Annotated in this window: 13 protein-coding genes and 1 riboswitch; of the genes, 2 read left to right on the forward strand and 11 right to left on the reverse strand. The window is 49.5% G+C overall.

Annotation, left to right across the window (positions count from 1 at the left end):
• Positions 1-10 precede the first annotated feature (10 nt).
• Complete coding sequence (locus tag ABNN70_RS01530) at positions 11-607, forward strand: DedA family protein (protein WP_353948527.1); 597 nt, start codon at positions 11-13, stop codon at positions 605-607.
• A gap of 146 nt (positions 608-753) precedes the next feature.
• Here ABNN70_RS01530 and ABNN70_RS01535 read toward each other — a convergent pair whose 3' ends face one another.
• From ABNN70_RS01535 to ABNN70_RS01545, 3 genes are all read right to left on the reverse strand, one after another.
• Positions 754-1,647, reverse strand: coding sequence for a DUF1002 domain-containing protein (locus tag ABNN70_RS01535; protein WP_353948528.1), 894 nt, complete (start codon positions 1,645-1,647; stop codon positions 754-756).
• Between the two features lie 220 nt (positions 1,648-1,867).
• Positions 1,868-3,553, reverse strand: coding sequence for an alpha-glucosidase (locus ABNN70_RS01540; protein ID WP_353948529.1), 1,686 nt, complete (start codon positions 3,551-3,553; stop codon positions 1,868-1,870).
• Positions 3,554-3,585: 32 nt separating this feature from the next.
• Positions 3,586-4,965, reverse strand: coding sequence for an SLC45 family MFS transporter (locus tag ABNN70_RS01545; protein ID WP_129930398.1), 1,380 nt, complete (start codon positions 4,963-4,965; stop codon positions 3,586-3,588).
• Between the two features lie 248 nt (positions 4,966-5,213).
• On the opposite strand from ABNN70_RS01545, the gene ABNN70_RS01550 reads away from it, so the two are divergent.
• On the forward strand, positions 5,214-6,209 hold the full coding sequence (locus tag ABNN70_RS01550) for a LacI family DNA-binding transcriptional regulator (RefSeq protein ID WP_353948530.1): 996 nt from the start codon (positions 5,214-5,216) through the stop codon (positions 6,207-6,209).
• Between the two features lie 93 nt (positions 6,210-6,302).
• Here ABNN70_RS01550 and ABNN70_RS01555 read toward each other — a convergent pair whose 3' ends face one another.
• From ABNN70_RS01555 to ABNN70_RS01590, 8 genes are all read right to left on the reverse strand, one after another.
• Complete coding sequence (locus ABNN70_RS01555) at positions 6,303-7,610, reverse strand: dicarboxylate/amino acid:cation symporter (RefSeq protein WP_129930394.1); 1,308 nt, start codon at positions 7,608-7,610, stop codon at positions 6,303-6,305.
• A 606-nt stretch (positions 7,611-8,216) separates the two neighbouring features.
• Positions 8,217-8,531, reverse strand: coding sequence for a Dabb family protein (locus tag ABNN70_RS01560; RefSeq protein ID WP_353948531.1), 315 nt, complete (start codon positions 8,529-8,531; stop codon positions 8,217-8,219).
• Between the two features lie 64 nt (positions 8,532-8,595).
• A complete protein-coding gene (locus ABNN70_RS01565) occupies positions 8,596-10,467 on the reverse strand; it encodes a bifunctional homocysteine S-methyltransferase/methylenetetrahydrofolate reductase (protein WP_353948532.1) in 1,872 nt (623 codons plus the stop codon).
• A complete protein-coding gene (metC, locus tag ABNN70_RS01570) occupies positions 10,449-11,654 on the reverse strand; it encodes a cystathionine beta-lyase (protein WP_353948533.1) in 1,206 nt (401 codons plus the stop codon). The genes ABNN70_RS01565 and metC overlap by 19 nt, the downstream gene beginning before the upstream one ends.
• Positions 11,647-12,768, reverse strand: a complete 1,122-nt coding sequence (locus ABNN70_RS01575; protein ID WP_353948534.1) for an aminotransferase class I/II-fold pyridoxal phosphate-dependent enzyme — start codon at positions 12,766-12,768, stop codon at positions 11,647-11,649. The genes metC and ABNN70_RS01575 overlap by 8 nt, the downstream gene beginning before the upstream one ends.
• Positions 12,769-12,863: 95 nt before the next feature.
• Positions 12,864-12,978: riboswitch (SAM riboswitch) on the reverse strand.
• A gap of 145 nt (positions 12,979-13,123) precedes the next feature.
• Entirely contained in the window at positions 13,124-13,660 is a 537-nt protein-coding gene (msrA, locus tag ABNN70_RS01580) for a peptide-methionine (S)-S-oxide reductase MsrA (RefSeq protein WP_353948535.1), read from the reverse strand.
• Entirely contained in the window at positions 13,650-14,951 is a 1,302-nt protein-coding gene (locus ABNN70_RS01585) for a HAMP domain-containing sensor histidine kinase (protein ID WP_353948536.1), read from the reverse strand. The genes msrA and ABNN70_RS01585 overlap by 11 nt, the downstream gene beginning before the upstream one ends.
• 12 nt (positions 14,952-14,963) lie before the next feature.
• Entirely contained in the window at positions 14,964-15,635 is a 672-nt protein-coding gene (locus ABNN70_RS01590; protein WP_353948537.1) for a response regulator transcription factor, read from the reverse strand.
• Between the last annotated feature and the right edge of the window lie 13 nt (positions 15,636-15,648).

Raw genomic sequence — 15,648 nt, forward strand, 5'->3', positions numbered from 1 at the left:
GAAACGATTGATGGATCAGATACAAGCCTTCTTTAATGCGTATGGATATCTTGCGGTTTTTATTTTTCTTTACTGTGGTCTGATCGGTATTCCCGCAGCTGAAGAATCCTTTATGCTTTTTGTCGGTATTACGCTCCGCGTCCCGGTTTCCGGATACACGCCCAGTGTGGTGCTCTGCGTCCTTATGGCGGCGCTGGGTTCGGCATCAGGGATGGCCACTGCTTATCTGATCGGCTACTATATCGGTGAGCCGTTCCTGAACCGGTATGGTAAATATATCGGACTGACACCAGAGCGATGGAAAGTGGCCAGGAATCGTTTCCAGAGGCATACCTTTCTCGCCATTATCGCCGGGTACTTTATTCCCGGGATCCGGCAGATTAATCCCTACCTTGCCGGAATCAGCCGTGCACGATTCCTTACTTTTCTGACAGCCGCTCTGACCGGTTCATCTATCTGGGCTTCCCTGTTTATTTTTTCCGGGTATTTTCTGGGCAGCCAGATTCACCGGTTTCTTGATTTCGGCCCCGAACACCTCATTGTGATCGGCGCCGTGCTGTTCATCGGCTTTGCGGTCACAACTTTCGTCCAGCTTAGAAAAAAATAGATCCTTCATCCTGCCGTGCCCTGCCGCTTCTTTCAAATTATAGCATGACAGGCTGAACCGTCTCTAATGATTGATCCCTCAATGAAAAAAAGCAGAAAAAAGCAGCCGGAAAACCAGCTGCCTGATCCCGGAGCATCTCTGTCCCGTCATTTAAAAAGTGAGGCGATGGCGTCAAAAATAGCACTAAAGAAGTTGCCGATGGCTGTCAGTACTTCTGCGAAGAAACCTTTAGCCTGGTCTGAACCGGCCACTTTATTGAGCTGATCTTTGACCTGCTGCATCTGGTCGCCTACCTGGTTCCAGTCGATGTGAATGGTTCGCATTTTATCAAACAGATCAATCAGCTTCTGGATATCTGCATCATTCAGGTTCACATTGACCTGGTTTACGGAATCGCGGACAATCTGTTCGACATCCGCGCGGGAATCCGGCGTGTTTTTCGCCATCTGATCCTTGATCTCTGTCACCAGTTCCGCTGCCTTCTGCTTGCCGACCCCGTCTTTATTACCGATTTCAGAAGTGACGACGACTTCCTCGTTGGCCACCTGTTTCTGCTTTTCCGGGATCACTTCCCCGGTCTTCACTTCATACGCTTTGATCATTCCGGTCAGCGCAGCGGTCCCCGAAACAGGAAAGGGCGCTGTGATATATACATCTGCATCTTTCACACCGGCCGTTGCCAGCGCATTGATGTACATGTCTTTCGTGACATAGGTAATGTTATGCGTCCTTGCACTCAAGCCTGAACCCTGTTTGCCCAAAGTAATTTTCGACGAACTGATGGCACGGGTTCCGATCTGAGACGGCGAGAGATACTTGTCGAGATACTTGTGCTCCTCACTGTTGGTGACTTCCACAATCTGTGCCGAATTCTGATCAATATCCATTTCGCTGATCATCGCTTTTCGCTGATCAGGTGTCAGATTTGCGCCAAGCGTGACGATGACGTCGCCCGGCGCGCTGTCGGCAAACGCCTGCGCCGGTCCGAATGCACTGATGACAATCATGGCAGTTAACGCCATCACGAGAAGTTTTTTCATAGCCTTTTCCCTCCGGTTGATCCCCTGCAAACTTTTAAATCACCTATTCTATTCGCCGCAAGCCCGGATTAATTGCACGTCATGAAACGAGCCGCATGCGGAGGATAGATTCATTTTACCATTCTCGAGCAGCGGCTCAAAGTCTGCCGGGACGTACCGAAAAAATGTCTGCACGGTATGGCCGTGCAGACACTGAATTCCATATCCCGTTTTTTAAAACTTACCTTCCTGCATCAAACTGATAAACTTTCGTTTCATAAGGCCGGAGCGTGACGCCCAGGTCATCGTCATAATTGCCGATCAGTTTCTTCTGTGCCGCTGCCTGCCCATAGTCACGGGAAAGTTCATGATCGGTAAAATTACTGATCACAAGCAATTTTTCCCCCTTATAGTGGCGCTGATAGGCAAACACTTCATTGTCATCCGGATCAAGCTCCTGATAGTCACCATAGACAATCAAGTCACTGTGATGGCGCAGCTGAATTAATTTTTGATAGTAATAGAAAACGGAGTCCGTATCTTTCAGTTCATCCTGGGCATTGATCTTCTCGTGATTCGCATTTACGGACAGCCAGGGCTCGCCATCCGTGAAACCGGCATTTTGTGAACGATCCCACTGCATCGGCGTGCGGGCATTATCCCGTGACTTAGTCGCCAGGTAACGCATCATGGTATCATGGTCCACCAGGCGTTCCTGGTCGACCAGCTGATGATACGCAGCGAGCGATTCAATGTCCTCATACTGGGACAAATCCGTGAAATGGGAATTGGTCATACCCAGCTCTTCGCCTTGATAAATGTAGGGCGTACCCTGCATCATATGAAGTGTCGTACCCAGCATCTTGGCGGAACGCACGCGGTATTCCGGGGTGTCATTTCCAAACCGTGAGACGGCCCGTGGCTGGTCATGATTGTTCCAGTATAAACTGTTCCAGCCCTTGCCGTCCAGTGCATACTGCCAGCGGGATAAGGAAGCTTTAAGGTCGGTCAGCTTCACGGGCTGATCATTCCATTTCCCAAGACGCGGATCAGGATTAGCCGCCAATGTCACATGATCAAACTGAAAGACCATGTTTAACTCTCCGGCGTCAAGCCCGGTGTACTGCACCGCATCTTCAGGTTTGGAACTCGGCATCTCCCCGACGCTCATGACATTGTAACGGGCAAGGACTTTGTCATGCATTTCTTTTAAATAGTCGTTCAGTTTCGCCCCATCCGCCACCAGCGGTTCGGCATTGCCGTACAGCGCATGTTCAGGATTAGGTGCATCCGGCAGGCCCTCCGGCTTCGAGATAAAGTTGATCACATCCATCCGGAAACCATCGACACCCTTATCCAGCCAGAAACGCATCAGTTCCCAGACTTGTTCACGCATGCGGGGGTTTTCCCAGTTCAGATCAGGCTGTCCTTCAGCAAAGAGGTGAAGATAATACTGCCCGGTCTGTTCATCATATTTCCAGGTTGAACCGCCAAAATAAGATCCCCAGTTATTCGGTGCTTTACCCTTCTTGCCGTCACGCCAAATGTAAAAATCCCGGTACGGATTATCCTTCGATTTTCTGCTCTCTTTAAACCACTCATGCTGATCAGAAGTATGATTGACAACCAGATCCATCAGAATTTTTATCCCTGATTCATGCGCTTTAGCAACCAGCGTGTCGAAAGTCTGCATATCACCAAATTTGGGTTGAATATCACGATAATCACTGATGTCATAACCATTATCTTTGTCCGGAGACTTGTAAATCGGATTCAGCCAGATCACATCTGCACCCAGTTTTTTAATGTACGGCAACCGTTTGATCACACCGCCCAGATCACCGATACCGTCACCATTACTGTCTTGAAAGCTGCGGGGGTAGACTTGATAGACAACTGCCCTCTGCCACCAGTTTTGTTTCTCCATAACATAAGACTCCTTTTTCTTATTAGATTTTTTTAAGCATCTGCATAATTTTTCTTAACAACGGTACTCGACTGCGGCTTGTCTTCATGAATGGCAGAAACCGCCACGACCCCAAGCAGCATGGCAATACCGGCGATCAGGATCATTCCCGGCATTGATTTCCCAATCAGCGGGAAGAAGGCAAAGCTGGCTACCGAAGCAATAATTTGCGGCAGACAGATTCCGCAGTTGAACAGCCCCATGTAGGCGCCTTCATTTTTGCCATTTAATGACGAAGTAAAGATGGAGAACGCCTCTGTCTGCATCGTCAGATAGCTGACGCCGATCAGACAGAACGGCAGAATCATAAGATATTGATTGTGCGTGAAAAAGACCAGGATAAAGCCGGCCGCACCACTGAGCAGGCCGACCCGCAGCCAGAATTTCCGCTTAAACTGACTGGTATGGGAAAGAACTAAAAAGCCCCATGCTACTGCAGCCAATGACGAAACACAAGTGAGAACGCCATACCAGTTTCCGGCGGCCTGATAACCGGCAGATGTTGGATCTGTCGTGCCCCATACATTTTGGGCAATGGCTCCCGTCGCGTAAGTCCAAAGATATTGGAAGGCAAACCAGTCAAATAACTGCACAAGTGATACTTCCCAGAATGCCCGTGGTGCGTTCCTGACCAGATGCCATAGCGAAGGACTGTCTTTATGCGCATTGGGCTTGATGTGATGATAAGTGGCATAGGTTTTCGGATCGTACTCCTTCACTGAAATAACCGTATAAAGCGAGGTCAACAGCAACACACCGGCACCAATATAAAACGCCAGCCGGACAGATAGCGGAACTTCACCGCGCGGCGCTGTATTGGCAACACCAAATACCGTCAGAACAAATGGAATAATCGTTGCAATAACGCCGCCCAGGTTACTGAAGGATTGTTGCCATGACCAGGCGAGATCCTTCTGTTTTTCATTCACCATATCCCCGATAATCATTTTGAACGGCTGCATGCAAACGTTGCTTGACAAATCCATAAACAGAATGGCGACTGCACCAAACAGCAACGCAGCAAATGAAGCATAACCAAACCCTAATGACCCGGAATTTGGCAAAAGGATCATGACAAGCGCAGCAACTGGTGCGGCAATCAGCAGATAGGGCATCCGCCGGCCCAATCTATTGGACCAGGTCTGGTCTGAATATTTTCCGACTAATGGCTGAACAATCATGCCTGCCAGTGGGGGTAAAATAAAAAAATAACCCAACTTGGTGGGATCCGCCCCGATTGTCTGAAAAATCCGTCCCATCTGTGAGAATTGCAGTGAAAAAGCCATATTGACACCAAAAAATCCAAAAGTCATCGCAAATATGGTCATCAGGGACAGCCGCGGTAAAGAATTGGATCTGCTGTGTGTATCCATGGTCATATACCTCCTCTTGATGTGTTAAAGTAAAGAATCTATTCAAAACAGGTTCTGTATGATCCTTAAAGGAATCGCTTACAATTAGAAATATAGCACTAAAAGCAAACGTTTGCAATACCTATACATCAATATTACAAACGTTTGCATAGTTAAGGCTTTTTATTGTCTAATTTACTTGCATGACTTATTATTTAAATAAAGGTATTCTTGTCATCGTACGGCCCATATGAAGAGAGGTAATTTCTATGCGTGTGACCATTAAAGATATCGCGGAAACGGCCAAAGTTTCCCCATCCACCGTTTCACGTATTTTGGCGGGTAAGACCGATAACTATGCTTCAAAAACCGTGAAACGGGTTTGCCGAATTGCGGTTCAGATGGGTTATCAGAAAAATACTGCAGCAAGAGAGCTGGTCACACGGAAAAGCAATGTGCTGGCGGTCATTGTCTCTGAAACCCGGACGAATTTTTCAGAGGAAATCATTCAGGGGATCCATCAGGTTGCTTTAGACAAAAATTTGAGCGTCATGATCGTTTATGCAGGAGAAAGTGATCAGGGCCGGCAGCATCGGGCCATTAAGACGGTTATTGAACGCGGCGTACGTGCCATCCTATTACTTGCCATTGTCCCCGGAGAAGACAATACCCGTCTCCTGCATGCCAGTCATATCCCTTTCATTTTTTTAGCCACGGCCCTGGGCAGGAAAGATCTCCCGTTTATTTCATCTAATGATTTTGATATCGGCTATCAGGCAACGGACTATTTACTGAAACGGGGGCATGTTAAAATTGGCTTTGCCGGCCTGAACCTGGGCACTTATGTCGGTGATTTACGCTTTCAGGGTTACCAGTATGCCTTTCAGAAAGCGGGCCTGGACTGGCAAAACGAGTGGATCAAGTCCGGCAGGTGGAGCTATCAGGACGGCGTACGCGCCATGAAGGCCTGGGGTAGAGGGACAGAACTTACCGCAATTATCGGGGCAAGCGACCTGGTTGCTATCGGCGTCATGAATACGGCCCTGGATTTAGGTATGGCGGTTCCCGATCAATTATCCGTTCTTGGCATTGACGGGACCTCCTTATGTCACATCGTACGGCCTGAGCTCACTGCAATCCGCCAGGCTTTTTATGAGATGGGACGGCGGGGTGTTCAGAGGCTTATGGATCACGCCGGCATTGAATCCGCATTTACATCTATTGATATCCTGCCGGGCGGCAGTGTCACTGCACCGCGGAGTTAGGGGCGCACTAAAAAACCATTGTACCGGGAGAGCTCTCCGTTACAATGGTTTTTAATTCTTTTCACTGATTATGGGGCGCCCTCAGGCGATGCATCAAGAGAGATGCGTGTTCTCCACCGACACTGCCTGATCCAACGTGTTCGTCGTTCCCCGACCGCGCATCAGTGCCAGTGCCCGTTTCTCCTTTTCTTTGTCAAATGCCTTCTCACTCTTGGATACGACAATCGTTGCGATACCGTTTCCGATCAGATTGGTGATGGCCCGTGCCTCACTCATGAAACGGTCGACACCCAGCAACAAGCCAAGTCCGGCAAGCGGAATGAGATCCATCGCTGTCAGCGTCGACGCCAGAACAATAAATCCGCCGCCAGTAACCGCTGCAGCACCCTTGGAAGTCAGCATCAGGATCAGAATAATCGCAATTTGCTGGCCGAGATCAAGCGGTACCTGAAAAACCTGGGCGAGAAAAATGACCGACATCGTCAGGTAAATCGACGTCCCATCCAAATTAAATGAGTAACCCGTGGGAATGACCAGCCCAACGACAGATTTTTCACAGCCGAGGCGCTCCATCTTATCCATCATTCTCGGCAGTGCGGCTTCTGATGAGCTGGTTCCGAAAACAAGCAGCAGTTCATCTTTGATATATCTCAGATAGGTGAAAAGATTGAATCCGGCAACCCTGCAGATCAGGAACAGTACAACGAAAATAAATAGCGCCATCGTCGCATAAACCGAAAGCATCAGTTTAATCAGCGGGCCAATCGTCTGCAGGCCGAAATTGCTGATGGTGTAGGCCATCGCACCGAATGCGCCGAGCGGTGCCGCGTACATGATGTATCCGATGATTTTAAAGAAGACATGCGAAACCTGATCAAAAAAGTCAACAAGCGGACGCCCGTGTTTGCCGAGTGCCGACAGGCCGAATCCGAACAGCACCGAGAAAAAGAGCACCTGGAGGATATCTCCCCGGGCAAAAGCATCGATCACATTTCCCGGAACAATATTGAGGAAAAATTCACCCCAGTTCATCTCCGATCCACCACTGGATGTGAATTTCGAGATATCCCCGCGGGGCATCTTATCCGGATCCAGACCTGACCCCGGTTTAAGAATATGAGACACAATGAGCCCGATGATCAGGGCGATCGTTGTCACGACCTCAAAATAGATCAGTGCTTTTCCCCCGACCTTGCCCACCTTCTTCATATCACCCATTCGGGATATTCCGACGACAATCGTCAGGAAGATGATCGGGGCAATCACCATTTTTACCGCCTTGATAAAAGTTGTTCCCAGTACTTCAAGATGGGAACCGACGTCTGGAAAGAAGGCGCCTGTAAGAATACCCGCGACGATCGCCACCGCTACCTGAAAGGTCAGGTTTTTCAATAACCGCACAAGAACATCTCCTCTGTTGATAACGTTTTCATTTTTTGCAAAGCAAAAAAAGGCTGATAATGTGAACTTTTTGTGTATTTATTATATCACATTTAATCAATTAATCCATACTGATATAATATTTCATTTGATTCCACAGAAGTGAAAATCAGTTCCCGTGCGGTGCAGAAAACAGGCCGGCATCGCTGCCAGGTGGCTCTGTAAATTAGACGGAGAAATTCCGCCTATCCTAGTAAAAAGAAAAAAGGCGAACTTCAATAGACGGAGGAATTCCGCCTATTGATTCAAAAAAATGAAAAGGGGGTATTTTTCATTGCCTAAACGGAATTTCTCCGCTTATCATACTCTGAAACCTGTTCTATTCTGCCTTTAAGCGGAAAATCTCCGCTTATTAAAGACGACTCCCATTTCCAATGATGATCCTGTTAATCATCTGCTTCATGCGGCTGGCGCGATCCATTCTGTTCTAAGCGTCACCCCATGATGACAGGATCAACACGTCGATTCAGGTTGGCTTTAAACTCGCCACAGCTTCTCAATTTTGGGCGATTTCAGCCGAAACGAAAAAGCCTGTCCCACACAGGAACAGGCAGCACCTATTCATCATTATTTTTCAGACGGAATTTCAAAATCAACTGCGAGGGAATCTACAAGTCCAATTTCTTTCATATAAGATACCACCGCCTGATGCTCCGGTGACGGAGTGTAGTGCTCATGGTCGGCTTTCGTCGGGAAGCGAACGGTCAGGCCCAGAGAATAGCCCTTGCTTCGCGTCGAGTAATTCTGCCCGGCCTGAATATCGATAATTCCCGGCAATTCATGGATTAAATGCCGCAGCCGCCGTGCGGCTTCCTCTTTCTGCGCTTCTGTTGTCCTGTCGCTGAACTTGAACAGCACTATATGTTCAATCAAGATAAACACCCCTTTTCATAAAATAGATGCTTCGTCTATCCATCATATCACGATTCTGGAGTCTGATGTCTTTTTATCGGGCACTGTGGCTATGCAGCCGGGCAAGGTCAGGCAGGATACGTTCTTTTTCTTTTACATACTGAATCAGCTCAACCGACATCGAGTACCGGCTCAGCGGCGTAATCAGATAAATACCGCGGAAGTACTGCATGGCCGTATCAATCAGTTCTTTTGCAATCGCGAGTCCCGTTTGTCTTTCTTGCGCTTTACCCTGCTCTGCGGCCAGCGCCATCCGCTGCCGAACCTCATCGGTCAGCTGAATACCCGGCACTTCGTTATGCAGAAATTCAGCGTTACGCGACGAGGTCAGCGGCATAATGCCAAGGTACACCGGGGCCGATACCCCGCTTAATGTCTGACTGATTTCAACGATCCGCTTTTTATCAAAGACCGGCTGAGAGATAAAATAGTCGGCGCCACAGTCGATCTTCCTTTTCAGGCGCTGAACGGCACGGTCGAGATTACGGACATTGGGATTAAAAGCCGCGGCAACTCGAAAATGCGTGGGATGACGGAGACTTTTTCCTGAATAAGAGATGCCCCGGTTAAACTTTTTCACCAGTTCAATTAATTGCATGGAGGACAGATCATAAACAGAGGTCGCTCCGGGAAAGTCACCGATCTTTGTCGGGTCTCCAGTCACAATCAGCAAATCATGAAGTCCCAGGATATCCAGCCCCATCAGATGGGACTGAAGGCCAATCAGATTGCGGTCACGGCAGGTCAGATGAATCAGCGGCGGGATGGTAAAATGCTCTATAATCAGCCGCCCGATTGCTGAGTTACTGATACGCGGTGACGCCAGCGAATTATCGGCCATGGTGATCGCATCAGCGCCTGCATCCTGCAGGGCCCGGACCCCTTTAAAGAACTTATCAGTCTTTAAGTTGCGCGGGGTGTCGTATTCGACAAATACAGAACGGCCACTGATCGCTTTTTTATAAAGCGGCGTCTCGAGATCATTTTCCCGGACGGTGATCTGAATCGATTCGACGGGTTCGGTAACCGATTTAGTTACCAGTGGCTCAAGTTCGGAAATGCCCTGCCTGAAAGCTGCGATTTGTACCGGTGTCGTCCCGCAGCAGCCGCCAAGCAGCCGCACTCCTTCATTTCGGAATTTTACCGCATATTTTTTAAAATATTCCGGCTTGGTCTCATAATACAGCTTTCCGTCACGGTAATCCGGAAGACTGCCGTTCGGGTAAGCAGACAGGAAAGCGTGCTTCGGAAGCGGGATGCCGCTCAGAGCCTGAACCATATGAAACGGACCCAGTCTGCAATTTGTCCCGACGATATCGGCTCCGAGATTTTCAAGTTCGGACAGGGCGGAGGCAAAAGGAAGTCCATTTAGCAGAACACCGGGCTCCTGCATTGACACATGGGTGATAATCGGCCGATCGGTCATCTTTCGCGCGATCTTCAGCACATGACGCAGTTCATCAAAATCATAATAGGTTTCAAGAAGCAGACCATCTACACCACCGTCAAGAAGCGTTTCCGCCTGTTCACGAAAGCTATCTGTAATCTCGCTGAGGCTCGAGGGCTGCTGCCTGAGGCCGCGAATCCCCCCAATCGTACCGACCACAAACGTTTCCGGCCGGGCTGCACTTCTGGCCAGTTGAACAGCCGCCGTATTGATGGACCTAACCTCCTTTTCAAGTCCGTACCGCGCCAGTTTAATCGCGTTCGCCCCGTACGAATTAGTCTGAATCAGATCTGCTCCTGCGTTGATATAAGCCTCATGGACGTGGCGGATATCATCTGCATGTGAAAGATTCATTTCCTCAAAACATCGATCAATGCCATAGGAATAAAGCAGAGTCCCCATCGCGCCATCACCGATCAGTATTCTTTTCTTTAATTCATTCAAGATAGATGTCCGCAAGACACTCCACTCCTTACTGCGCCATTCTTACTTTTTCTTACTGCTGAAAGACCCCTCCGGAGGTCACAGATCAGGTCCTCTGAGTCTTCAAGGCCGACGGACAGCCGAAGCAGTCCGCTGCTGATTCCGGCGTCTTTCTGTTCATCCGGTGAGAGCTCCGCATGGGACATTCTCGGCGGATAAGACAGAATCGACTCAACAGCACCAAGGCTGACTGCGAAAACCGGGATTTCGACCCTGTCAACGAAAAGCCGCGCACCGGCCTCATTCCCCAAATCAAACGACAGAACCGCACCTCCGGATTCTGACTGACGGGCCTGCACGGCGTGCCCCGGGTGGTCAGGCAGGCCGGGATAATAAACATGCCTGACCTCAGGCTGCTCAGCCAGAAATCCGGCAATTTTACGGGCAGATGCCGCCGACCGGCGAATGCGGACGTCCAGCGTTTTCAGTCCTCTGAGCAGAAGCCAGGCGTCCTGTACACCGAGGACGGCACCCAGCGCGTTTTGCAGAAAATACATTTTTTCCGCAAGTTCCTCACTTCCCGCCACGGCAAGCCCGGCCACAACATCGCTGTGACCGGAAATGAATTTGGTTGCGCTGTGGAGGACCAGATCGGCGCCAAGCGCAAGCGGACGCTGAAATACCGGACTCATAAAGGTATTGTCTGCGAACGTATAACATCGATGGGCTCTGGCAATCTGCGAGATTGCGTGTATATCCGTAATCCTGAAAGTCGGATTGGACGGCGTTTCAATATAAATCACTTTCGTATTCGGTCGAATGGCCCGCTCGACCGCATCCGGATCTGTCATATTGACAAAAGTATGTTCGATGCCAAGCCTGCCCAGAACCTGCGTCAGAATCCGAAACGTCCCGCCGTACACATTCTTCGGAACCACCGCATGATCACCGGAAGAAAGCAGCAGAAAAGCTGTCGAAATCGCCGCCATGCCGGAGGAGAAAGCAAACCCGCGGACACCGCCTTCAAGACGGGCAATGGCCTGTTCCAGCACTTCCCGCGTCGGATTGCCTGATCGGCTGTAGTCATACTTTCCGAACTGATCAAAACTTTTCTGATGAAACGTCGATGACAGGTAGACCGGTACATTCGCCGCACCGGTCTGTTTATCAACTGCCACCGACTCCCGGATCAGCCGTGTCGAAAATCCGAAAGAATCAGCCATGAACCGCCGCCCCCTTCTGTAAAGACCGGAACGCCTGATCCAGATCAGCAATCAGATCATCCGGGTGTTCAATTCCCGCCGACAGGCGAAGCAGCCTGTCGGACAGACCGTATTTCAGCCGCAAAGCTTCGGGAATATCGGCATGCGTCTGTGTCGCCGGATAGGTGATCAGACTTTCCACACCTCCCAGACTCTCAGCAAAAGTAATCAAGTGAAGGGCTTTGAGAAACGGCTCAATATACGCTTTCTTCGTCAGTTCGAAGCTGACCATGCCGCCTTTTCCCGGATACAGCACTTTTGTGACAAAAAGCTGCTTTCCAAGCCAGGCAGCAAGACGCCCGGCATTCTCCTGGTGCTGCCTCATGCGCAGGGCCAGTGTCTTGAGACCGCGTATCAGAAGCCACGAATCAAACGGATCCAGAACCGCACCACAGGAATTGTGATACACTCTCAGCCGTTCTGTCACTTTTTCCGAATTGGATACAACCAGTCCGGCCAGTACATCGTTATGCCCGGCCAGGTACTTGGTTGCACTGTAGACGACCAGGTCTGCCCCCTCGGCGATCGGTTTCTGCAGCACCGGAGTATAGAAGGTATTGTCTACAATCAGCAGTAAATGATTTTTCTTCGTGATATAAGAAAGTTCAGAGATATCGACTTCATGCATCAGCGGATTCGTCGGTGTTTCAATGAACAGCGCTTTAGTCTCCGGACGGATGTCAGCCGCAAGTTCTTCAACGCTTTCGCCGTCCCAGTAAGTAAAGGAGAGGTGAACCTGTTTTGCGAGGATTTCAAACAGACGGTACGTGCCGCCATAAAGGTCACGCGAGGCAATAATGTGGTCACCTGAACTGAAGAGTGAAAAGACAAGCTGAATGGCACTCATACCAGAACTACAGGCAAAACCTTCCTGCCCGCCTTCGATTTCGGCAATCGCCTTCTCGAGGACGGATCGTGTCGGATTTCCTGTTCTGATATAATCATAGCCCTTGGAAATGCCAATGCCCTGATGCCTGTATGCCGTCGATAAATAAATCGGTATATTCACCGCTCCTAACTGGTCAAACCCATTCCCAATCTGCGTCAGCTTCGTTTCCGTCTGATAGTTTGACATGCTCAGTTCCCCCTTTATATATTCAGGGATATCCGGTGCCCGGCTAAAAAATAACAGCCTTCTTCGGAAAGAAGAAGGCTGTTTCACCAGGTTTCTTCTTATCCCTCAGACTCCTTGTTTGGTCTGCTGGAATTAGCACCTTGTCGCCTGCTTTCGGCGACGGTTGCTGAAGCGTCATCGGGCCAGTCCCTCGACTTCTCTTGATAAGAATGGTTTTATTCATTCGTTTTCAGTTGATAATTAGTTTACAATACTTGAATGGTATTTTCAAGATCTGTTTTCTATCCTTATGCAGAACAGTCAGATTTCATGATGCAGGAAACCAATGATCGACCCGTTCAGCTGGGTCAACCGTTCATTTTTTCTGCCAGTTCTTCCGGATAAAGACGCCCCGGCCGGATTCAGCAATTTCTCCGGCATAGCGCTCCGGATTCTTTCGGTAGAACTGCTGGTGCTCCTCTTCAGCCGGATAGAACGTCGCAGCCGGCAGGATGCGCGTGACGATCGGTTTCCTGAATTTTCCGCTTGCTGCCAGCGCCCTTTTCGATTGTTCCGCCAGTGCCTTCTGACGTGCATTGTGATAAAAAATCGCCGTCCGGTAATTTGAGCCGCGGTCAATAAACTGGCCGCCGGCGTCGGTTGGATCAATCTGCCGCCAATAGAGTTCCAGCAATTTTTCATATGGAAAAACGTCCGGATCATATGTAATCTGTACCGCTTCCATGTGGCCGGTCGCGCCGGACTTAACCTGTTCATAGGTCGGATCGGCGACATGTCCGCCTGTATAACCTGAGACTACTTTGATAATCCCGGGAAGTGTATCAAAAGGTTTCACCATGCACCAGAAGCATCCCCCAGCAAAAACCGCCTGCTCCCTCTGTTTACCTTTCATCTGTATCATCCTCTTTATCGCGAGTCAGCTGTTTCGCCGTTACGTCTTTTTCAAGCGGCAGCCGGACTGTAAATGTGGTTCCCTGATTTATGGCGCTGGTTACATCAATTTTACCATGATGCCTGGCAACGATCCAGGAAGCGATAGATAGTCCGAGCCCTGTCCCGCGCTCATCGCTCCGTGAGGCATCTGCCTGGAAAAAACGGTCAAATACGTGCGGCAGATCGGCTTCTGAAATTCCGACTCCGCTGTCTGAAACAGAGAGGCGGGCCATTTTCCCGTCTTTATCAGCCCGAACTGAAATATGACCTTCCGCTGATGTGAATTTCATCGCATTGTCCAGAAGGATGACCAGCAGCTGATGAATGCGCTGCTCGTCTCCGGTGATCACCAGGGTTTCGCAGGCGGTCACGCGAAACGCTTTTCCCTCAAATTCAGCCATTTCCGCAAATGGCTCACTTACTTTTTTCACCATCAGCTGCAGATCCAGCGGTTTCAGATTGACTTCCAGACGATTGGCATCTGAGCGGGCCAGAGTCAGCAGATTGCCAACCAGTTTCGACAAACGCCGTGTCTCACCCAGCATGACGGCAATGTCCTCCCCGCTCTCCTGAATCTTTTTCCGGGGCTGCCTCAGGAGCCCTTCAATCTTCAACTGAAGAATTGACAACGGCGTTCGCAGTTCATGAGACGCATCAGCAACAAACCGGTTCTGCTTATCCCAGGCTTTCTGAATCGGACGGAGCGCGCCTCTCGCCAGAAAATAGCCCACTATAACAGATACGAAGGCGCCTGTCAGAAGTCCGTAAATAATGATCGACAGCAGTGTGTTCAGCAAATTGCGTTCGACGCTGACATCCATCGCATAAACCGCAGTATACGACTCGCCCTGGATTCGAAGTGTCCTAGAAATCACATGATAAACATTTCCATGTGCGTTTTTTTCCTCTACTGTTCCTTTATTTCCCGGAAGAAGCGGTTTGAAGAATGTGATCGTTTCTTCGTCCGTTAAGGTATCGCCGAAACTCGACAGAAAAAGTTCTCTGTCCTTATCCATAATCAGACCGATCACACGCGGATTCCGCGACCGCGGATCAGCTGGTTCAGTACCATCGAGCCTGCCCTGTAAGACAAAGACACGATCAGGTTCCATCCGCGATAGCATTTGATCGGCACTTCTGAAGGTCACGGCTTTTTCATAAAAATAGATGACCCCGCCGAGCAGTGCCAGCATCAGGATCAGAAGTACCGTATTCAGTCCAGTTAATTGAATCAGTGTTTTTCGAAACATCCGGGTCCTCACTCACTTATCGGTAAGCATATAGCCGATTCCTCTTACCGTCCGAATATCGTTACCGTAACCATAGTCTTTCAGCTTTTTCCGGAGCTGATGAACATAAACTTCGACAATACCTTCCGTCGTATCCGAATCAAACCCCCAGATCCGGTCGAAAATCTGCTGACGGGTGAGAATCTGATCCGCATTTTCTATCAGGTACTCGAGCAGCTCATATTGTTTCGTTGTGAGCGGCAGCTCATTTCCGTCTGCGGTGACCTGCTTGCGCTTATTATCCATTTCAATGCCCTTATACTGAAGCACATGATTCAGCGAAAGAGGTGAACTTCGCCTCAGAATAGCTGCCACCCGCGCTTTCAGTTCCTGATTCTGAAACGGTTTGACAATGTAATCATCGCCTCCAAGGTTCAGCCCTTTGACACGATCATCCAGCGCATCTCTGGCAGTCAGGAAAATGACAGGGGTATCAATATTTTTTTCGCGCATCTGCTTCGTGACCTCGAAACCGTCCATTCCGGGCAGCATCACATCCAGAATCAGTGCGTCATAAATATCCTGTTCCGCCATATACAGAGCGTCTTCTCCATTTTCTGCGGCGTCTACCTGGTAATCTTCCGACAGCAGGCGCACAATCTCTTTTAATAACTGCTTATGGTCTTCAACAACCAGGAGCCTCATATGCTGTTCCTCT

This window comes from Sporolactobacillus sp. Y61, from assembly GCF_040529185.1.
GTDB lineage: Bacteria > Bacillota > Bacilli > Bacillales > Sporolactobacillaceae > Sporolactobacillus.

Bases quoted from the DNA above. Each gene is read 5' to 3' on its own strand.
- ABNN70_RS01590 (WP_353948537.1), bottom strand. From the start codon at position 15,635: ATGAGGCTCCTGGTTGTTGAAGACCATAAGCAGTTATTAAAAGAGATT.
- ABNN70_RS01535 (WP_353948528.1), bottom strand. From the start codon at position 1,647: ATGAAAAAACTTCTCGTGATGGCGTTAACTGCCATGATTGTCATCAGT.
- ABNN70_RS01540 (WP_353948529.1), bottom strand. From the start codon at position 3,553: ATGGAGAAACAAAACTGGTGGCAGAGGGCAGTTGTCTATCAAGTCTAC.
- ABNN70_RS01585 (WP_353948536.1), bottom strand. From the start codon at position 14,951: ATGTTTCGAAAAACACTGATTCAATTAACTGGACTGAATACGGTACTT.
- ABNN70_RS01530 (WP_353948527.1), top strand. From the start codon at position 11: ATGGATCAGATACAAGCCTTCTTTAATGCGTATGGATATCTTGCGGTT.
- metC (WP_353948533.1), bottom strand. From the start codon at position 11,654: ATGGCTGATTCTTTCGGATTTTCGACACGGCTGATCCGGGAGTCGGTG.
- ABNN70_RS01545 (WP_129930398.1), bottom strand. From the start codon at position 4,965: ATGGATACACACAGCAGATCCAATTCTTTACCGCGGCTGTCCCTGATG.
- msrA (WP_353948535.1), bottom strand. From the start codon at position 13,660: ATGAAAGGTAAACAGAGGGAGCAGGCGGTTTTTGCTGGGGGATGCTTC.
- ABNN70_RS01575 (WP_353948534.1), bottom strand. From the start codon at position 12,768: ATGTCAAACTATCAGACGGAAACGAAGCTGACGCAGATTGGGAATGGG.
- ABNN70_RS01550 (WP_353948530.1), top strand. From the start codon at position 5,214: ATGCGTGTGACCATTAAAGATATCGCGGAAACGGCCAAAGTTTCCCCA.